General features: G+C 58.9%; 17 protein-coding genes. 8 read left to right on the top strand and 9 right to left on the bottom strand.

Translation table 11 applies throughout. From position 1 onward, the window contains the following. Nucleotides 1-47: 47 nt before the first annotated feature. Complete coding sequence (locus tag CRO06_RS16150; protein ID WP_055100812.1) at nt 48-932, top strand: LysR substrate-binding domain-containing protein; 885 nt, start codon at nt 48-50, stop codon at nt 930-932. Here CRO06_RS16150 and CRO06_RS16145 read toward each other — a convergent pair. The 3 genes from CRO06_RS16145 to CRO06_RS16135 form a co-directional block, all read right to left on the bottom strand. Then, on the bottom strand, nt 929-2,263 hold the full coding sequence (locus CRO06_RS16145) for a Na+/H+ antiporter NhaC family protein (protein ID WP_097058869.1): 1,335 nt from the start codon (nt 2,261-2,263) through the stop codon (nt 929-931). The two genes, CRO06_RS16150 and CRO06_RS16145, sit on opposite strands and share 4 nt — an antisense overlap. Before the next feature lie 73 nt (nt 2,264-2,336). Further along, nucleotides 2,337-3,518 carry a YlbE family protein gene (locus tag CRO06_RS16140; protein WP_244902848.1) on the bottom strand — a complete coding sequence of 394 codons (1,182 nt, stop codon included), beginning with the start codon at nt 3,516-3,518 and terminating at the stop codon, nt 2,337-2,339. After that, on the bottom strand, nt 3,519-4,790 hold the full coding sequence (locus tag CRO06_RS16135) for an amidohydrolase/deacetylase family metallohydrolase (protein WP_097058867.1): 1,272 nt from the start codon (nt 4,788-4,790) through the stop codon (nt 3,519-3,521). It abuts the gene before it with no gap. Nucleotides 4,791-5,321: 531 nt separating this feature from the next. Here CRO06_RS16135 and CRO06_RS16130 point away from each other — a divergent pair. The 6 genes from CRO06_RS16130 to CRO06_RS16105 all read left to right on the top strand — a co-directional run bounded on the left by CRO06_RS16130 (nt 5,322) and on the right by CRO06_RS16105 (nt 10,466). After that, nucleotides 5,322-6,470 (top strand): ABC transporter substrate-binding protein, encoded by a 1,149-nt coding sequence (locus CRO06_RS16130; protein ID WP_055100305.1) that lies wholly within the window; start codon nt 5,322-5,324, stop codon nt 6,468-6,470. Nucleotides 6,471-6,526: 56 nt separating this feature from the next. Beyond that, nucleotides 6,527-7,399: a branched-chain amino acid ABC transporter permease gene (locus tag CRO06_RS16125; RefSeq protein WP_022997352.1), complete on the top strand. Its 873-nt coding sequence runs from the start codon at nt 6,527-6,529 to the stop codon at nt 7,397-7,399. Between the two features lie 2 nt (nt 7,400-7,401). Further along, nucleotides 7,402-8,430, top strand: coding sequence for a branched-chain amino acid ABC transporter permease (locus tag CRO06_RS16120; protein ID WP_031229078.1), 1,029 nt, complete (start codon nt 7,402-7,404; stop codon nt 8,428-8,430). Then, nucleotides 8,427-9,230: an ABC transporter ATP-binding protein gene (locus tag CRO06_RS16115; RefSeq protein ID WP_097058866.1), complete on the top strand. Its 804-nt coding sequence runs from the start codon at nt 8,427-8,429 to the stop codon at nt 9,228-9,230. Before CRO06_RS16120 ends, CRO06_RS16115 begins: the two co-directional genes overlap by 4 nt. Further along, nucleotides 9,217-9,921 carry an ABC transporter ATP-binding protein gene (locus CRO06_RS16110; protein WP_022997355.1) on the top strand — a complete coding sequence of 235 codons (705 nt, stop codon included), beginning with the start codon at nt 9,217-9,219 and terminating at the stop codon, nt 9,919-9,921. The genes CRO06_RS16115 and CRO06_RS16110 overlap by 14 nt, the downstream gene beginning before the upstream one ends. Before the next feature lie 68 nt (nt 9,922-9,989). Further along, nucleotides 9,990-10,466, top strand: coding sequence for a cysteine hydrolase family protein (locus CRO06_RS16105; RefSeq protein ID WP_022997356.1), 477 nt, complete (start codon nt 9,990-9,992; stop codon nt 10,464-10,466). Nucleotides 10,467-10,497: 31 nt separating this feature from the next. On the opposite strand, the gene CRO06_RS16100 is transcribed toward CRO06_RS16105, so the two are convergent. Beyond that, complete coding sequence (locus CRO06_RS16100; protein ID WP_097058865.1) at nt 10,498-11,478, bottom strand: PDR/VanB family oxidoreductase; 981 nt, start codon at nt 11,476-11,478, stop codon at nt 10,498-10,500. After that, the gene (locus CRO06_RS16095; RefSeq protein ID WP_022997358.1) at nt 11,465-12,505 is read right to left on the bottom strand and encodes an aromatic ring-hydroxylating oxygenase subunit alpha; all 1,041 of its coding nucleotides are present in this window, start codon (nt 12,503-12,505) and stop codon (nt 11,465-11,467) included. Before CRO06_RS16095 ends, CRO06_RS16100 begins: the two co-directional genes overlap by 14 nt. 364 nt (nt 12,506-12,869) lie before the next feature. On the opposite strand from CRO06_RS16095, the gene CRO06_RS16090 reads away from it, so the two are divergent. After that, nucleotides 12,870-13,400 carry a MarR family winged helix-turn-helix transcriptional regulator gene (locus CRO06_RS16090; protein ID WP_022997359.1) on the top strand — a complete coding sequence of 177 codons (531 nt, stop codon included), beginning with the start codon at nt 12,870-12,872 and terminating at the stop codon, nt 13,398-13,400. A 186-nt stretch (nt 13,401-13,586) separates the two neighbouring features. Here the strand turns inward: CRO06_RS16090 and glmS are convergent, their stop codons facing one another. From glmS to atpD, 4 genes are all read right to left on the bottom strand, one after another. Beyond that, the gene (gene glmS / locus CRO06_RS16085) at nt 13,587-15,416 is read right to left on the bottom strand and encodes a glutamine--fructose-6-phosphate transaminase (isomerizing) (protein WP_022997360.1); all 1,830 of its coding nucleotides are present in this window, start codon (nt 15,414-15,416) and stop codon (nt 13,587-13,589) included. Nucleotides 15,417-15,435: 19 nt separating this feature from the next. Beyond that, nucleotides 15,436-16,803 carry a bifunctional UDP-N-acetylglucosamine diphosphorylase/glucosamine-1-phosphate N-acetyltransferase GlmU gene (gene glmU, locus CRO06_RS16080; protein ID WP_026948786.1) on the bottom strand — a complete coding sequence of 456 codons (1,368 nt, stop codon included), beginning with the start codon at nt 16,801-16,803 and terminating at the stop codon, nt 15,436-15,438. A 128-nt stretch (nt 16,804-16,931) separates the two neighbouring features. After that, on the bottom strand, nt 16,932-17,357 hold the full coding sequence (locus tag CRO06_RS16075; protein WP_022997362.1) for a F0F1 ATP synthase subunit epsilon: 426 nt from the start codon (nt 17,355-17,357) through the stop codon (nt 16,932-16,934). A gap of 21 nt (nt 17,358-17,378) precedes the next feature. Then, nucleotides 17,379-18,764, bottom strand: a complete 1,386-nt coding sequence (gene atpD / locus CRO06_RS16070) for a F0F1 ATP synthase subunit beta (RefSeq protein ID WP_022997363.1) — start codon at nt 18,762-18,764, stop codon at nt 17,379-17,381. Between the last annotated feature and the right edge of the window lie 52 nt (nt 18,765-18,816).

Below are 18,816 nucleotides of genomic sequence, written 5' to 3'. Positions count from 1 at the left end.
AAACGATACTTTGTAGGGTCTGGGCATTAGTGATATTAATGTCGCCCATGGATAGAAACTCGCTTCCGCCCCTGCAAACACTGGTGGCTTTCGAGGCCAGCGTCCGGCTGCGCAGCTTCACTCTGGCCGCACAGGAACTGTCACTGACCCAGGGCGCGGTCAGCCAGCACATCCGTTCCCTTGAGCAGCGTCTGGGACGGCGGTTGTTCGAACGGCAACGTCAGGGCGCTGCCCCCACCAGGGAAGCTCAACATCTGGCCTTGCAGGTGCGCCAGGGCCTGGGTGTGCTGGAGCGGGCCTTCAAGACACCTCGTCGCAGGCACCGCGCCACCACGTTACGTTTGAGCACCTTACCGAGCATCGCGCAACGCTGGCTGTTACCGCGTCTGGCCGATTTCCATCAACGCTTTCCCGACATCCGCGTGGAGGTATCCACAGACGTCGATCTGGTCAAGCTGGGCGGTAACGCGAACAGCGACGTGGCACTGCGCTACGGCCCCGGAGGCTGGCCCGGCCTGCAATCGGAGGCATTGTCTTCGGAGTGGGTATACCCGGTGGCCAGTCCGGATTATCGCGATGGCAAACTGCCCCGCAGGCGGGCGGATCTGGGCCATTGCGTTTTGCTACGGCACGCGGCACAGCCCTGGGCTCTGTGGCTTCAGGCCGCGGGCCTGGCACTGGCCAACAGCGATCAAGGCCCGCTCTTTCCCAACCTGACCAGTTTGCTCGCAGCGGCGGAGAACGGCGAAGGTATCGCGCTGGCGCGGCATCATCTGGTGCGGGATGCGCTTGCGGCAGGCCGTCTGGTTCGATTGTGGAAGACCCAGGTAATCGACGTACATCGCTATTATCTGGTCTGGGCCCACCAGGCCGATAAGGACGACGCCATCGACACATTACGTCAATGGCTGAAAACCGCCTTTACTCTCTAAATCGATCGCGCCGGCTGGCGCGCTTTCAAACGCGGCCGGTTAAAGGCGATCGCCAGCAGAGCCGCCACCCCCAGCGCCCAGCAATAGTGAATGGCGCCGATCAATGACAACGGCGACAGTGATGCAATGGAGCAGGCCAGGAGGACTTGAGCGCCGTAAGGAATCAGCCCTTGCACCACGCAGGAAAAGATATCCATCAGGCTGGCCGAGCGCCTCGGATCGACGCCATATTCCGCGGCGATCTCCTTGGCCATTTCACCGCACAGCACAATCGATACCGTGTTGTTGGCGACAAACAGATTGGCGGTGACCACCAGCAGCGCGATACCTATCTCACCGGCGCGCTGACTGGACAGCTTCAGCCAGCGGGTCAGCGAATGAATACGTTCGATCAGCCAGCGCGTGCCACCCTGATCATTCATCAGTTGCGACAACCCACCGATCAGCATCGATAACAACATGATCTCGAACATGGATTCGAAGCCCTGGTAGATCGCCCCATTGACGTCGACCAGACCGTATTCCGGACTCAGTATCACGCCAGTGAGCCCGGCGGTGACGATACCAATCACCAGCACCACCAATACGTTCATCCCGGACAGCGCCAGAGCGAACACCAGCAGGTAAGGCATGACCCGCCAGTAGGACACGGATTCGGACGGCACCGTGTGTTCGCCGTCCCCCAGCAGCGCCAGCAACACCACCGTCGCCAACGCCGCCGGCAGCGCTATCCAGACGTTCACCCGGAATTTGTCCTTGAGCGAGACGCCCTGACTGCGAGTGGCGGCGATGGTGGTATCCGAGATCATCGACAGGTTATCGCCCAGCATGGCGCCGCCAACCACGGCTCCCAAGGACAAGGGCAACGACAACGAGGTGGCCTGGGCGAACCCCACCGCGATCGGCGCGGTGGCGGCGATGGTTCCCATGGAAGTGCCCATGGCGGTAGCGATAAAAGCGGAGATCAGGAACAGAGCCGGCAGTACCCAACTGGCCGGCATGATCTGCAACCCGAATTGAACGGTGGCATCAACGCTGCCGATACTCTTGCTGACGCTGGCGAAGGCGCCGGCCAACAGGAATACCAGGCACATGAGAATGATGTTGGGATGGCCGACGCCCACCAGCAAGCGTTCGACACTGTGATGGAAGGACTGCCGTGCCAGAAGGAATGACAACACAATGGCGACAACCGCCACCACCGGCGCCTTGATTTGATAGAACGCGAACTCCGCCCCCGCGGCACTGAAATAAAGCCCGCTACCGAGAAAGACGACAAGAAAGAAAAGTAGCGGGATCAGCGCCCATGCCCGGGCGGGAGTTTGCGTCATACTGGCCGGCCTGTCGGTCCAAGAAGTCTGACCGTCCAGTGTAGGGGGAAATGCGGGATGCCGAAACCGGCTCTTAGCCCAAGAACAGCGACGCCGGTGGTACGCAAAGTCCTCGCCCCAGCAGACCAGCCCGTCCGTCGCCGCCCACCATGGCGATGGCCACCCTGGGCAGGTCCGTATCAGCCGTGACCCGATGACATGCGAGCCCGATCGGCAACTGCAAATCCTCGAATAAAGGATGCGCTCCGATCAGCCAGTCCGGTGACGCCTCCGCCGGATTTGGCCACCATGGCGCCAGTGCCTCGGCCACTCCGGAACAGCACCTCCACGCCTGGGCTCCCAGCCCGAAAGCATCGATCACGCCGCTGTCGCCAACCATGGGGCTGACCGGCACGGCGGAGGCTGATATTCGGGGCCCCTCGGGCACCGGCGCGGCGCGGGTATGCCAGCGAGCCGGGTCTCCGGCCACTCGAAGCCCCACCCGGCGGCCATTGCCCGCCAACGCCAACACCAGGCTGGAGCCGGCTTCCCCGGCGGCGGCGGCCAGCATCAGATGACAGGCGCCCATCCATAAAGTAAGAAAAAACAGCGGTGTATTGCCCAAACACTCAACAACCTCAACGGGCAACGTGGATGGCATCGCCGCGCATAAGGCCGTATTGGCATGGCTGGTTTGGGCATGCAAATCATCACCCGCTTCAAGCCCCAGACGGGCCAACGGCAGTAACGCGACCGGCCGGGTCGCCAGCCCCTTTCGCAGTGCCGGCGCCAGGATCCGGTCGCGCCAGTACAACCGCTCCAGGATCGCCGGATCCCGGCTGCCGAAGCGGATCTGAGGCCCGCTTCCGCTACTCAGCAAAGACCAGCAACGGTGCCCGGGATTCGCGGCGTCACTGATTTCCGCCAACGCCGTCGATGGCGAGATCACCGCGGCAAGCGGTGTGACCACCGAGAACGACTGAGCCGGCAGCATTCTCACCTGGCCCGTGCTGATCAATCGTTCCGCCTCCTCCTCGTTTCGTGCCCACCCTTCATACAGGCAACACAGAACCGCCGAAGACAGGATCGGCGGGCTGGGGTCCCGCGGGTCCTCGAATGGCGGGCCGGCGTGCAACAAGGTCCGGTCCGGCAACGGCAACGCTCGCCGCGCTTCCGCCACACCAGACCATTGTGGCCGGACCAGCCGAACCTTCGTCAGCGCCGCCCGATTGGCGCTCTCCACGGCATCCATCCCGGCCCTTGGGTCGGATGCCATTCAAGCCACCTCCGGTATCGGCAGAATCGACGCCGTGGCGTCAAAACGCCGCCCCTCACGCAGGCAGAACACGGGCTGCAACATACGTTCGGCAATCACCTCCGTGCCTTCATTATCCCGCATCAACCAACGGCCGCTTTCATCGGACAGCACACTGATATCCGCCACCCGGCCAACGCCAAGAGAGCCAATCTCATCACTCATACCCACCATGCGCGCCGCGTTCACTGTCACCATCGGAATCACCTGCTCCAGACTCAGGCCCAATGCGATCATGCTGGTCATCGCCGACACCAGGCTGAAGCGGGAGGTGCCCTTGAACATGTGCTCCTCATCCGGGTGCTCATGCTCCTCGGGAGTACCGGCCGGCGCCGGCACCGAAGTGTTATAGCCATGCATATCGGAACCGAGCGTATGCGGCACGATACCCGCGCTCAGCACCTTCTCCGCCATCTTGAAACTGAAGTGGGAACCGTGCCCCACATCCACCTTGAGCCCGCGCTCGATGGCATCCCGTACCAGCGGGTGCACTTCCCCATTCAGCTCAACGAACCCGCCGGGGTGGCGGCTGAAAGGGTGCGCCAGCACATCACGCGGTTTGAGCAGATCCACCACCTGAGTAAAGATGGAGTCCGGGTCCACATCCATGCCGCCCTCTTCAGGCTCCGGCCAAAGCTGGCCAAAATGAATGTAGACCGGCAGCCCTGTCTGCTCGCCGATGGCGGCGGCCTTTTGCATCACTTCCGTTCCCCAACGGGCAAAACCGCCCAGTTCAGCGTGAGCCTTGATGCCCTTCACCACATCCGCGTTGGCTTTGGCCGCCTTGACGGTGGCGGCAATGTCGGCGCAATCCGGCCGGTACAGTTGTGGATAAAAATGGCCTTCCAGCCCTCCCACCAAATAAGCGGAAATAAAGGACAACACCCGGCTGTGGGAAGTCTCGATCACATGCTTGCGAAAGCCTGGCAGTGTCATGCAGCTGGCGCCCCCCTGATCGACCAGAGTGGTGACGCCGGAATGCACACCGCAAAGATCCGCATTCAATCCAAATCGCCCGGTAACATATTGATAGACATGGCTGTGGGTATCGATCAACCCGGGCAGTACCAGCCTGCCGCTACAGTCGACTCTTTCCACGTCCCCGGGTACATCGCCACCCTGCAACCGGCCAACAGCGGCGATACGTCCGTCGCGCACAAGAACGTCACAAACCTCATCAATGCCGTTGGCGGGATCGATCACACGACCGCCGTGCAGTAGTAATGCTTGCATGAAGACCTTCCAGGTAAATGTTACTGATGACGATCAGGTAGCAATACACATGCCAATCCATAGCCATTATTCTTTTTGTGAATCTCTAACTTGCTGTTATTCATGGGTTTACGTTCTTCAATATTTATGTGGTATACCATTTATATGGAAAAATGAAGGGCGCATTCAAGACGGCTTGATCTGCGCCGGCACCAATTCGAACCCTGGACTGTGCACCGACGGTGCGCGCCGCTTCAAGAAGCAGCGTTGCCATTCTCTTATCATCATATAGTTGGCATACCACATATTGCCGCATTGTGGTGCGCAAGCCCTTTTTCGGAACCGTCGCCGGTATTCATCGTGTCATCATTAATGTGGTATACCCCTTTTATACATATAGAACATACCAAATAAAATCATAAGGTTACGCTCACAACATAGGCTTTAAATCGACGATGGCACAGGACTTGCTGCCGCCTTATCAGCATTCCAGCCATGGCTGGGGCCGGCATCATCATAGTGATAAATCCAATCGTACTTCAGGAGCGCTTTATGTTGATCAAACCGCTGTATGCGATGCTGCTCGGGGGAGCATTACTGGCATCTCAGGCGCAGGCCGACGACACCATCAGGATCGGGGTTTCACAGCCGTTAACCGGATCCGTGGCCGCTTCCGGTACCTACGTCACCAACGGCGCACGTCTGGCCGTGGAGCACATCAACGGTAAAGGTGGTGTACTGGGCAAACCTCTGGAGCTGATTATCGAGGACAACAAGTCCAACCCGAGGGAGGCGGTCAACACCGCGGAGAAACTGATCCTGCGCGATAAAGTGCCGGTCATGATGGGGGCCTGGGGTTCCACCTTCACCCTGGCGACAATGCCGAAGCTGGAGGAGTACGGCGTTCCCATGGTGGTGGAGACCGCTTCTTCATCCAAGGTTACCACTTCCGGTAATCCCTGGGTTTTCCGTATCAGCCCGACTTCGATGATGGAAGCCCAGGCGTTCGCCAAACAGCTCTCCTCGTTCGCTCCTGCTATCAAGAAGGTGGATTTCCTGTCGGTGAACAACGACTGGGGACTGGGCGCGGCCGGCGCCTTCAAGGAGGTGCTGGAAAGCAAGGGGATTGAAGTAGGCCGTTCCGAAATCATCGCTCCGGATGCCACTGATTTATCCGCGCAATTGGCTGCCCTCAAAAACAGCGGCAGTGACACCATTATCGTTACATCAGGTGTGGAACAGCTAACTTTGGCGATTCGCCAGGCAGCCGAGCAAGGCATAAAACAACGGCTGGTCACCACTGGTGGGTCGTTTCCCGAACCCCTGGTGAAAAATCCGGGACCCAAGGGATACGTCAGCACGCACCTGTTGTTTTTCTCACCCTGGACCGCGGATCAATCCATTCATCCGGATATCGCCAGGACTTACATGGATGCCTGGGAAGCAAAAGGCTATCCGTTCCCGGGTCTGACCGAAGGCTTTCGCGGCTATGACGCCATTCTTACCATCGCGGAAGCAATTCGCGTGGCCGGAAAAGCCGAACCGGAAGCGATCCGCGATGCGCTTTGGAAGGTCAAGCTGGCCGGTGTGAATGGCGACATCGCCTTTCACAAGGAAGGCCCTGAAGGCCGGGAAAGCGGCCAGAACACACCCAATATCTACATCATCCAGTTGCAAGACGGCGAAGTTTCAGCACTGTAACGGCACCCTTATCCCCTTTGCGCAATGAAAGGTGGATGTGAGTCAGGGAGATTATTTTGGACCAGTTCCTCCAGCACCTCGTCAACGGCACGGTGCTCGGTGCCACCTATGCCCTGCTTGGCATCGGGCTCACGCTTATCTTCGGCATCATGAAAGTGGTCAACTTCGCCCATGGCGAGTTATACGCTTTCGGTGCCTATGTGGCCTACGCTCTGGTATCGCTGTTGCAGATGGATTATTTCGTGGCGCTTATCCTCGCGGCAGGCCTGGGTTTGCTATTGGGCGCGAGCATTGAGTTCCTGCTGTTGCGGCGTTGCCGTCTGGAGAACATCGACGAGGTCATGCTGATCATGATTGGGGTCATGATCATTATGCAGAACGCCGAACTGCTGGCCTGGGGCGGGGTCGCCAAAGTAGTCCCCACCCCGTTCCCGCAGGAGTCCATTATTATCGGCGGCATCTATCTGTCACCAACACGATTGTTTGTTCTTGGCGCGGCCATTGTGCTGCTGTTGGCCTTCTATCTGGTGATTGAACGTTCCCGGTTGGGGCTGGCGATGCGCGCCACCTTTCAGGACGAGGACGCGGCCCGTATCGTCGGCGTCAACGTGGGCCGGATTTACACACTCACCTTCGGTCTGGGATCGTCACTGGCGGCCATTACCGGGGCGCTGTTGGCACCGGTTTTCGTAGTCACACCGACAATGGGCGACCTGGCCAGCCTGAAGGCCTTCGCCATCGTTATTCTTGGCGGTCTCGGCAACATACGCGGAGCGGCGCTCGGCGGCTTCGCGCTGGCGCTGATTGAAGAGTTCGGGGCGGCTTACATTTCCACAGCCTATCGCGACGCGATCGGTTTCCTGGTGATTCTGGCCGTTATGATCGCCCGCCCACAGGGGTTGTTCGCGGCCAGGGAAAGGGTGGGTTGATTATGCGGAGATTGTCTTTTCTTGTCATTGTGGCCGCACTGGCTTTGCTGCCGGTGCTGTGGCCCGATCCCTATTTGCTGTCGGTGGTAGCGGCCGCGGGAATCATGATCATCGCCGCCATCAGTCTTAACCTGCTGCTCGGCTTCACTGGCCAGCTCAGTCTCGGACACGCCGCTTTTTTTGGCATTGGCGCCTATACCAGTGCGCTGCTCTCCCTGGGCTTCGACGTCGATCTGGGCTTCTCATCGCCTCTGGTAGTAGCACCCAAACCGGTATGGGTGGCTTTCGCCGGTGGCATCGTCATGGCATCACTGTTTGGATGGCTGTTGGGCAAGGTTGCTTTTCGCGTACGCGGTGCCTACTTCGTGATCGTCACCATCAGTTTTGCTCAGGTCATGCGCATGGTGGCGCTCAACTGGGTCGATCTGACCGAAGGCCCCATGGCTCTGGTTTCCATTCCACCCCTGAGCCTCTGGGTTCCCGGCGAAGGCGTTGTCCGCCTGGTCAGCAAAGCCTCGACGTACTGGTTGGTACTGGCCGCCGGTGTGCTGGCCTACGTGATCGTGGCCAATCTGGTACGCAGCCGCATCGGCCGTGCCGCCATCGCGTTACGGGAAAACGAGGTACTGGCAAAGTCCATCGGTATCCCGGTGACCCGGTGCCTGATCGTCTTTTCGGTCCTCTCCGCCGGTATCGCCGGTGCCGCTGGCGGTCTCTACGCCCATACCGTGCGGATCATTGACCCGGACGTTTTTCTGTTCATCTACACCATTACCATGGTGATCATGGTGATCGCCGGCGGCAAAGGCACCCTGGCTGGTCCGGTAGTAGGCGGTCTTATTTTCGGGCTCTTACCGGAAATGCTCAGAGGGGTGGTGGCACCGGAAGTGCAATGGATGATTTACGGCGCTTTGATGATCCTGATTCTTCTGTTCATGCCCAAAGGCATCGTTCCCGCCTTTGGTGGCTTATTAAAGCGCGGCAGGATTTCCGTGCGCCGCCCCTCCGCTACTCAAGGAGCCAGCTCATGACTGTATCGGCCGCGGAGCAGCCGGAAACGTTACTGTCCTTGTCCGGCATCAGCCTGCGCATCGCCGGCCTGCAGATTCTCAGCGACGTGGACCTCCGGGTTGAACCCGGCCGGATCGTCAGTCTGATCGGCCCCAATGGCGCCGGCAAAACCACGGCGTTCAATATTATCTCCGGCTATATGCGCCCCAGTGCCGGTTCCGTGCATTTTCTCGGACTGGACATTACCGGCAAACAACCCCATGAGATAGCCGAACTGGGTTTGGTCCGCAGTTTCCAGAGGACCAATATCTTTGGTAACTGCACCGTTTTCGAAAACCTGCTTACCGCTTTTCACATGCAAGGTCGTAGCGGACTCTTCGGTGCCATATTCAGGCTGCCCGCCTTCCAGCGAGAAGAGCAGGCGCTGGAGGCACGTACACGGGAGATGCTTGGTTTTCTGGAACTGGAGCATCGCGCCGATGATCTTGCCGCCAATCTGTCCTATGGCGAACAGCGTCTGCTCGGCGTCGGTATTGCCCTGGCGGCCCGGCCCAAGCTGTTATTGCTGGATGAACCCGCCGCGGGTTTGAACCCATCGGAAACCGAGGACTTCAAGCAGATGGTGCGGCGTGTAGCCGACAGCGGCATCACCATTCTTCTGGTGGAGCATGACATGCACATGGTGATGTCGATCTCTGATTACATCGTGGTGTTGAACCAGGGGCATCGCATTGCCGACGGCGGCCCCGCCGACATTCAAAGCGACCCGGAGGTAATTCGGGCGTATCTGGGATCAGGATTGCAACGTGCTAAAGCTTGATGATATTACCGTTCACTATGGCGCCACCGTGGCGGTGGACAAAGTATCGCTGGAAGTGAATGAAGGTGAGTTCGTCACCCTCATCGGCTCCAATGGCGCCGGCAAGTCCAGCACGCTCAGGGCCATCAGCGGCCTGGAACCCGTGGTCTCCGGCACTATCACCTTTGAAGGAAAGCCGATTACCAACGCCAGGCCACAGAGCATTATCGAGCACGGTATTGCCCATTGCCCGGAAGGGCGTCGTGTATTCTCTCAATTGAACGTGCGCGAGAATCTGGAGATGGGGGCTTACTGCCGCGGCGATCATGCCGGTATCCGTGATGACCTTGAGTCCATGCTGGACCGTTTCCCACGGTTGCGTGAACGTATCGAACAACCCGCGGGCACCCTTTCCGGCGGTGAGCAGCAAATGCTGGCCATCGCACGGGCGCTGATGTCCCGTCCGCGACTGGTTATGTTCGACGAACCCTCCTTGGGCCTGGCGCCCAACTTCGTCGAGCAGGTTTTTGAGTTGACCGCCGAAATCCGCGCTGCCGGCACCACCGTACTAATGGTGGAACAGAACGCCTATGCCGCGCTGGAATTGTGCGATCGGTCCTATCTCCTCGAGACCGGACGGGTGGTATTGCAGGGCACCGCCAGGGAAATGCGTGACAATCCGGATATCCGCAAAGCTTATCTGGGCGGATAAGGCTCCCATGGTCAGCCCGCGCCACCAGCGGCTAGACTGAACCACGTTATTCACCTGGAGACTACGGTATGCGACAGGTTCTTTTGATTGTCGACGTACAACCTTCGTTTTCTCCGCCGGCCTGGCTTCTTCGGGACATTGACCGTTTGCTCGGCCATATGCCGACCGTGGCGACCGTGGAGTGTCATGACGAAGCGATCACACCCTTTCAGGCGCAATTGGGTTGGCGGCCGCCGGAACAGGAACGAAGTCTGATCGCGGCCGACCGGCACTTCGTCAAACATGGCTACCGTCCTACCAACGAGGTGCTGCACCATCTTATCCAACTGGCCCCGGAAAGGGTTTTGGTGTGCGGCATCCAGACCGAAACCTGCGTACTCGCCGCCGGCTTCGCGCTGTTTGATCTGGGGCTGCGCCCGACTCTGATTACGGACCTGACCCTGGGCTCATCACTGGATCCCTCCGGCGCGCTCGGTGCTCGGCTTTGGCGACATCACTTCAGGCACACCACGACGTTGACGGAGCTGCTCGCGACAGGTACCTGAAAGACCATCAGACGGAGAATCCACGGAAGAATCAGATATCCAGCACCAAACTGGCCGACTGGCTTGAAGAGCAGCAGATGATCATGGTGCCACGGCGATCATGCTCTTCCGCCGAACATACCGTGTCACGATGATCCGGGCGCCCTTCCAATACCCTCACCTCGCAGGCCCCGCAAAGCCCCTGTTCACAGGAATACATGACGTCGGCGCCGGCATCTCGCAGGGCGTCCAGGATAGTTTGCCCGGGAGCCACCCGCACCTGCGCGCCGGAGCGCGCCAAAGTCACCTCGAACGCATCATTCGAAGCCGCCGCTAGTGGGGCGGCCTGAAAGCGCTCCATATGGATGCGGCGCCGCGCATTCAGCTCCTCTCCCAGCCGCTCCAGGTGATCGAGCATCCCCTTAGGGCCGCAGCAATAGATCTCGGTCTGCCTGGTCACGCCCCTGACCACAGCGGCAAATTGCCCGGCGCTATCCTCCGGAGAAGCGGCGTAATGGACCGTAACATCGCTGCGACCGCGCAGCGTTTCCAGAAACAATCCGTGTTTTTTTGAGCGGCACCAGTAATGCAGCCGTACCGGCCGACCGCTTGCGCGGACATGCTCATACATAGAGTAGATTGGGGTGATACCGATCCCCCCCGCCAACAGCAATACCGGTGAGGTACCCGGCGTTATCTCGAACTGGTTGCGAGGCGGGCTCAGATCAAATACCTGTCCTACCCGGGCGCTGTCGTGCAGCCAGCGAGAGCCGCCCCTGCCGTTCTCTTCCCGCTTTACCGCGATAACATAGCGCCGCGGCGAACACAGCGGTGTTATCAGCGAGTATTGACGTAGCACCCCACCCGGCAAACCAATGTCCAAATGCGCGCCGGCGGAGACCGGCGGCAAAGCCGCTGGTGTAATCGCCTCGAACTCATAGAAGATAATTTCTTCCGCACCATAGCGAATGGTGTCCAAACGAACCGGCAAGGTCCCGGTATCCTGAAAAACACCGGTATCAGACCGTGCCATACTGAACTCCCATCTTCTGCAGCCAGGAACGGTACTTCATACCGAGCAGATCGGTACGGTGGTGAAGCTCTTGACGCAGATCAGTGGGAATCCGTTCTGGGCGTTGCGTATCGACAATGTCACTGTCCTGGGCATAGACCAGATCCTGACGTTGACGCACTTCATCATCCGTCGGCATGGGGTTGAAGTTCATGGCGCAGCAAATCCGAACGATGCTTTCCGTCTCGCTCACTTGTTGGGCGGTCAGATAAGTGCAGAAGCGATCATTGGGATTACCTTCATGGGCGCGGTCCGGGTCCGTAATCAGGACACGTTTTTTAAAGTAGGCCACCAACGGCCGCAAGCATTTGTAGGCATAGAATGCGGTTACCGGCACATTACGCGGATCCCCATAAGGCTGGGTCACTTGCACTTCGGAAGAGGCCAGGCCGCCGTTCTCCTCCCAGACGTCATAGGCTCCGATCGGATCCGGATCATCCATCAGGCCGTTCACGCCCGCGTGCACGAAAGGGAAATGGGTGGGATCAATGAAATTCTCCACCGCCCGATAGCCGGACTTGAAGCGGTAGGGGCCGCACACCACCTTCTTGTAGCTGTCATCGTTCCACTCGGGGAAATCCGGTATATCGTGCTCCGGTTCGCCCAGGCTGGTCCAGATGAAGCCATAGGCTTCCTTGACGTGATGGCTGATGGCCTTGGCCTTTTTCATCGGTGTCTCCCCCGGGGAAGCGGGGATTAGCCGGCACTGCGCCGTGCCATCGTAGTTCCAGCCATGGTAAGGACACACGACCCGGTCACTGGCGATAAACCCTTTGGAGAGCCGCGCTCCCCGGTGGATGCACAGATCTTCCCACACATGAGCCTGGCCACTTGAATCACGCCAGATCACCAGATCGCGCTCGAACAGGGTGGAGGGTATCAAATTACCTTCCGTTACTTCGTCGGAAGCAGCCACCACGTGCCAGTCGTTCAACAACGCGGGCTCCAGGGTAAAGTCCTGCTGGTTCAGCTGTTCTCTGCAGTTCATCGGTATCTTCCTCGATTACAGCGGCCGGAGTAATACCTTTGAAAAGCAAGTTGTATGCCACCCTTTTTCAAGCCCAGCCTGGCCGTTACAGACCTTTCCCGCATTGACTTAAGTGGCTGATTTTCGTGGTTATATTAGAGGATTCCGAGTTTATATAGCGGCCATGAAAATGCGGCTTTGAAGGTAAAGCGTGCCATTGGGCAAGGCATCTTTATGTGGTATGCCTCTTAGTTGAGCATGAAAGGACGACGATTATCACGCTCTCTCGCCCGTTCTCCCGTCATGTCGCAACCCAGGTTGACAAGCCGAAGGGCGCTGGTCTTTACTTCTTCTTATTCTCACCAGATATTTCTCCACATTTTTTATGGGCAATTCCTCTAAGACATCCAGGAAAGCGGCCGCCGCTCAACTGGCCAATGCGGTCGAACGATCCGCCCTGCTTGGCCGTCCGGGTTTTCTTATTCGTCGTTTGCACCAGATCCACTGCGGACTGTTTCTGGATGAAACCCGGGAGCACAACATCACGCCGGTTCAGTACAGTCTGATGACCACGTTAAGCACCCACGGAGAGATGGACCAGAACAGCCTGGCTCATGAGATCGGCCTGGAACGCACCAGCGTGGCCGAGGTGATCCCCCGCTTGGAAGCCCGGGGTTTGCTTAAACGCCGGCAGAGCGACGAGGACCGGCGCTTCAAACTGGTCAAGCTGAGCCGCAAAGGGGTTTATTTACTGAAAAAGATGGAGCCCGCCGTGCAACGGGCTCACGATCGCACCATCGAAGCCATCCCGAAAGATCAGCGTGATGTCTTCATGTTGCAGTTGATCAGACTGGTGGAAGCCAATAACGAAAACGGCAGCGCGCCATTCCGGTTGAGCAAGGGAGGCGACGGATAACCGCGCCTTCGATACGCAGTCACTATCACGATGTGCTATGAAGCCACTGCAGGAGCTTGCCTGCAAGCGAATGCCTGAAACGAGGTCCGATTCGCTTGCAGACAAGCTCCTGCAGTGGCCTTTTAGCTACCTCCGAATCCCGCTTCCAAGGCCGGCAATGATGGAGCGCGTACGGTGCCGGCGTTATTACTCCACCGTCACCGACTTCGCCAGGTTACGGGGCTGGTCCACATCGGTGCCACGCAGTACCGCCACATGATAGCTGAGCAGCTGCAACGGCACGGTATAGACGATGGGAGCGATGATTTCCGGCACCGCTGGCAGATTGAGCACGTGGATCCCCTCGCCTTCCTTCACATGGGCGTTCTTGTCGGCGAACAGGTACAGCTCACCGCCGCGGGCACGCACTTCCTGCAGGTTGGATTTCAACTTCTCCAGCAGTTCGTCGTTGGGCGCCACCGCCACCACCGGCATGTCCTTGTCCACCAAGGCCAGGGGGCCATGTTTCAGCTCACCAGCGGGGTACGCTTCGGCATGGATGTAGGAAATCTCCTTGAGCTTGAGCGCCCCTTCCATGGCCACCGGGAACTGTACACCACGCCCCAGGAACAGGGTGTGATGCTTTTCCACGAAGGCCCGGGAGAGCTGCTCGATGGGCTTGTCCAGAGAAGCGGCTTGTTCGATCAGGTTCGGCAATTGGCGCAGCTCGTTGAGAATACTTTCGATTTTCTCGTCCGCCATGCCTTTGCGCCGGCCGAGCGCCATTACCAGCATCAACAAAGCGGTCAGCTGGGTCGTGAACGCCTTGGTGGAGGCCACGCCAATTTCCGGGCCGGCCTTGGTCAGGAACACCAATTCGGACTCGCGTACCAAAGAAGAGCCGTCCACATTGCAGATCGCCAGCCGGCCCACATAGTTGCTGGAGTCGGTGTCACGCAAAGCCGCCAGGGTATCGGCGGTTTCCCCACTCTGGGAGATGGTGACGAACAGCGTGCCTTCCGGCACCACGTGCTGGCGATAACGAAACTCACTGGCCACTTCCACCTGGCAAGGGATGCCGGCGAGCGCTTCCAGCCAGTAGCGGGCCACCATACCAGCATGGTAGCTGGTGCCGCAGGCAACGATCTGCACGGTACGCACCTGGTCGAAAATCGCCGTCGCCCGCTCTCCAAAAGCGTCGCTCACGCTTTGTGGTGAGTCGATGCGATCTTCCAGGGTGCGTTGGATGGCCGCCGGCTGCTCGAAGATTTCCTTCTGCATGTAATGCCGGTATTCGCCTTTTTCCGCATCCTCGTGGGCGCCGTCCAGCTCATGCACCTCGCGGTTCACTTCGTTGCCATCCGCGTCAAAGATGCGCACGCCTTCGAGTGTCACGTCCACCATGTCCCCTTCACCCAGGAACACGAAGCGATTGGTCACCGGCAACAACGCCAGTTGATCGGATGCCACGTAGTTTTCGTCGATACCCAATCCCACCACCAACGGAGAGCCGGAGCGGACCGCCACCAGACGATGAGGCTCCCGGGCATGGATCACGCCCAGAGCATAGGCGCCCCGCAGCCGCTTGACCACGCTTTGCAAGGCACGGAACAGATCAGCGGTTTCCGCCATGGCGCGATGGACCAAATGGACCACCACCTCGGTGTCGGTGTCGGAAGCGAACTGATAGCCTTCGCTTTCCAGTTCCTCGCGCAATTCCTGGAAGTTCTCGATGATGCCGTTATGCACCAGAGCCAGTTCCTCACCGGACAGGTGCGGGTGGGCGTTTTTCTCGGAAGGGCGGCCATGAGTAGCCCAACGGGTGTGTGCGATACCGGTGAAGCCGGAGGCATCGGTTTCACGAACCGCCTGCTCCAATCCGGCCACTTTTCCCTGGCGACGCACGCGCTGCAAACCCTGATCATTGATCAAAGCCACACCGGCACTGTCATAACCCCGGTATTCCAAGCGTTTCAGGCCAGTGATCAAAATATTGCTGACGTTGCGCTGAGCCACAGCTCCGACGATTCCGCACATAACGGTCTTACTCCTTGCTTCACTGATCCTGTTTTTTTACAGGACGCTGCCAATCCATAATGTTGCGCTGTTTACCACGCGCCACTGCCAGAGCGTTGTCTTCCACATCCCGGGTAATGGTGCTGCCCGCGCCGATGGTTGCATTCTCGCCAATGGTGACCGGCGCGACCAGTGAAGAATTGGAACCGATGAAAGCGCCGTCCTTCATGATCGTCTGGTATTTGTTAACGCCGTCATAATTACAGGTGATGGTGCCCGCGCCCACATTCACGCCCTTGCCGATCCGGCTGTCGCCGATGTAGGTCAGGTGATTTACCTTCGACCCCTCGCCGATGGTTGCTTTCTTGGTCTCCACGAAATTGCCGACCTTTGCCTTGGCCGCCAGTTCCGTGCCCGGTCGCAGGCGGGCAAACGGCCCCACCTGACAATGCTCGCCTACGCGGGCACCATCAATGACAGAGTTGGCTTCAACCACGGTGTGAGCGCCGAGATGGGCATCCCGAATCAAGCAATTGGGGCCGATGCGCACGCCGGACTCGATGGTGACCTTGCCTTCCAGGACCACGTTGACATCCATCATCACGTCACCGGCCACCTGGACATCGCCACGCACATCAAGACGGGCCGGATCCATCAGCGTGACACCGGCGCGCATCAGCGCTTCGGCCTGGTTCAGTTGATAAACCCGTTCCAGCCGTGCCAGTTGCACGCGGTCATTGACGCCGTCCACTTCCCACGGAAAAGCGGGCTGGGCGGTTTCCACCGTCATTCCTTTTTCCACCGCCATGGCGATCAGATCGGTCAGGTAATACTCGCCCTGAGCGTTGTTGTTGGACAGTGCCGGCAGACTTTCCGACAGAAACCCGCGGGTACAGGCGAGGATACCGGTGTTGATCTCCGGGATGCGTTTTTCGTCTTCGCTGGCGTCTTTCTGCTCAACAATGCGCTGTACCTTACCGTCCTCTCCACGAACGATACGCCCGTAACCGGAAGGGTCGTCCATGGTCAGGGTCATCAACGCCAGGGTCCGTTCGTTTACCCGGGCAACGAACTCCCGCAGGGTTTCCGGCCGGATCAGCGGAACATCACCGTAGAGGACCAGTACCACGTCCTCTTCCAGATAAGGCAGCGCCTGGGCCACCGCGTGGCCGGTGCCGAGCTGTTCGGCTTGTTCCGCCCAGCGCAGGTTGGTCCCCTGCACCGCTTCGCGCACCTTCTCGCCACCGTGGCCATACACCACCACGGTATTCAACGGGTCGAGCGCCGCCGCCGCGTCGACAACATGCTGCACCATCGGCCGCCCGGCGATGCCGTGAAGCACTTTGGGGAGGGCGGACTTCATGCGGGTTCCTTTACCCGCGGCAAGGATCACTACCGCTAGGTTCATGTCTGTTCCGGGCTCCATAACGGGGTCTAAAGGGTGTTTATCCTATCCCTCGACCATTGCAAATAAAAAAAGGGCGGCACATGGCCACCCTTTTTTACATCTCTTTGAAAATGGTGCCACCGCAAGTGTTAGCGCTTCGCCATTTTCTTGATCTGCTCAATGGTCCGCAGGCGGGCGGAGGCCTCCGCCAGAACAGCGGCGGCACGGGTGTAATCCATTTCCGAGTTCTTCCCTTCCAGCGCTTCCTTGGCACGCTGTCTGGCTTGCTCCGCCTGGGCACCGTCCATATCCTGGGCGCGCTCGGCGGTGTCGGCCAACACCGTCACCAATTTCGGCTGGACTTCCAGGAAGCCACCGGATACGTAGAACACTTCTTCCTCACCGTTCTGCAGCTTCACTCGCACCGGGCCTGGCTTGAGGCGGGTCAGCAACGGAGCGTGGCCGGGCAGAACACCCAGATCACCTTCGACACCAGCCGCCACCACCATCTCCACCAGACCGGAGAAGAGTTGCTTTTCGGCACTCACAATATCGCAATGCACGGTCATCGCCATTTCGGTTCCTCCCCGTGCAGGTTACTTGCCACCGCGTTTGTTGTAAGCCTCTACAACTTCATCGATGGACCCCTTCATGTAGAAGTCCTGCTCGGGGATATGGTCATAGTCGCCTTTCAGGATACCGCTAAAGGAGCGAATAGTATCCTTCAGGGACACATATTTACCCGGAGAACCGGTAAATACTTCCGCCACGAAGAACGGTTGAGACAGGAAACGCTCGATCTTACGGGCCCGGGCCACGGTGAGCTTGTCTTCCTCGGACAGTTCGTCCATCCCCAGAATCGCGATGATGTCCTTGAGCTCCTTGTAGCGCTGCAGAACAGTCTGCACGCCACGGGCGGCCTCGTAATGCTCGTGACCAATCACCAGCGGATCCAACTGACGGGAGGTGGAATCCAGCGGGTCGATCGCCGGGTAAATACCCTTGGAAGCGATGTCACGGCTAAGTACCACGGTGGCGTCCAAGTGGGCGAAGGTGGTGGCCGGAGACGGGTCGGTCAAGTCATCCGCGGGGACGTATACCGCCTGCACGGAGGTGATGGAGCCGGTTTTGGTGGAGGTGATCCGTTCCTGCAGAACGCCCATCTCTTCCGCCAGAGTCGGCTGGTAACCCACCGCGGAAGGCATACGGCCCAACAGTGCGGATACTTCGGTACCGGCCAGGGTGTAACGGTAGATGTTATCCACGAAGAACAACACGTCGCGACCTTCGTCCCGGAACTTCTCGGCCATGGTCAGACCGGTCAGCGCCACACGCAGACGGTTACCCGGCGGCTCGTTCATCTGACCGTAAACCAGGGACACCTTGTCGAGAACGTTGGAGTCCTTCATTTCGTGGTAGAAGTCGTTACCTTCACGGGTACGCTCCCCCACACCGGCGAACACGGAGAAACCGGAGTGCTCGATCGCGATGTTCCGGATCAGCTCCATCATGTTCACGGTCTTGCCCACGCCGGCGCCGCCGAACAGGCCAACCTTACCGCCTTTGGCGAAGGGGCAAACCAGGTCGATAACCTTGATACCGGTTTCCAGCAGTTCGTTGGTGGCTGCCTGATCCGCATAAGTAGGTGCTTTACGGTGAATGGGCATACGCTCCTCTTCACCGATCGGGCCTGCCTCGTCAATGGGGCGTCCCAGCACGTCCATGATTCGGCCCAGGGTCTTGGTGCCGACCGGAACCTGAATCGCTTCTCCGGTATCGGTCACGGGCAGACCCCGTTTCAGACCTTCGGTGGAGCCCATGGCGATGGAGCGCACCACACCGTCGCCCAACTGCTGTTGAACTTCCAGCGTGGTTTCGGTGCCGTCCACGGTGAGCGCGTCATACACCTTGGGTACATTATCGCGCGGAAATTCGACGTCGATCACAGCACCGATGATCTGAACAATACGACCGCTACTCATGCTTGCATCCTCTTAAACTTGCGTTTTTCGCCGCGTTTACCGGTATTGTCGC

The sequence above is a fragment of the Alloalcanivorax xenomutans genome, from assembly GCF_900217905.1.
Lineage (GTDB): Bacteria > Pseudomonadota > Gammaproteobacteria > Pseudomonadales > Alcanivoracaceae > Alloalcanivorax > Alloalcanivorax xenomutans.
The sequence above is the reverse complement of the archived record's forward strand: the minus strand, read 5'-3'. Positions and strand labels throughout refer to the sequence as shown.

Coding starts and splice junctions, on each gene's coding strand:
- CRO06_RS16150 (WP_055100812.1), top strand. CDS start 48: ATGGATAGAAACTCGCTTCCGCCCCTGCAAACACTGGTGGCTTTCGAG.
- CRO06_RS16145 (WP_097058869.1), bottom strand. CDS start 2,263: ATGACGCAAACTCCCGCCCGGGCATGGGCGCTGATCCCGCTACTTTTC.
- CRO06_RS16140 (WP_244902848.1), bottom strand. CDS start 3,518: ATGGCATCCGACCCAAGGGCCGGGATGGATGCCGTGGAGAGCGCCAAT.
- CRO06_RS16135 (WP_097058867.1), bottom strand. CDS start 4,790: ATGCAAGCATTACTACTGCACGGCGGTCGTGTGATCGATCCCGCCAAC.
- CRO06_RS16130 (WP_055100305.1), top strand. CDS start 5,322: ATGTTGATCAAACCGCTGTATGCGATGCTGCTCGGGGGAGCATTACTG.
- CRO06_RS16120 (WP_031229078.1), top strand. CDS start 7,402: ATGCGGAGATTGTCTTTTCTTGTCATTGTGGCCGCACTGGCTTTGCTG.
- CRO06_RS16115 (WP_097058866.1), top strand. CDS start 8,427: ATGACTGTATCGGCCGCGGAGCAGCCGGAAACGTTACTGTCCTTGTCC.
- CRO06_RS16105 (WP_022997356.1), top strand. CDS start 9,990: ATGCGACAGGTTCTTTTGATTGTCGACGTACAACCTTCGTTTTCTCCG.
- CRO06_RS16100 (WP_097058865.1), bottom strand. CDS start 11,478: ATGGCACGGTCTGATACCGGTGTTTTTCAGGATACCGGGACCTTGCCG.
- CRO06_RS16095 (WP_022997358.1), bottom strand. CDS start 12,505: ATGAACTGCAGAGAACAGCTGAACCAGCAGGACTTTACCCTGGAGCCC.
- CRO06_RS16090 (WP_022997359.1), top strand. CDS start 12,870: ATGGGCAATTCCTCTAAGACATCCAGGAAAGCGGCCGCCGCTCAACTG.
- glmS (WP_022997360.1), bottom strand. CDS start 15,416: ATGTGCGGAATCGTCGGAGCTGTGGCTCAGCGCAACGTCAGCAATATT.
- glmU (WP_026948786.1), bottom strand. CDS start 16,803: ATGAACCTAGCGGTAGTGATCCTTGCCGCGGGTAAAGGAACCCGCATG.
- CRO06_RS16075 (WP_022997362.1), bottom strand. CDS start 17,357: ATGGCGATGACCGTGCATTGCGATATTGTGAGTGCCGAAAAGCAACTC.
- atpD (WP_022997363.1), bottom strand. CDS start 18,764: ATGAGTAGCGGTCGTATTGTTCAGATCATCGGTGCTGTGATCGACGTC.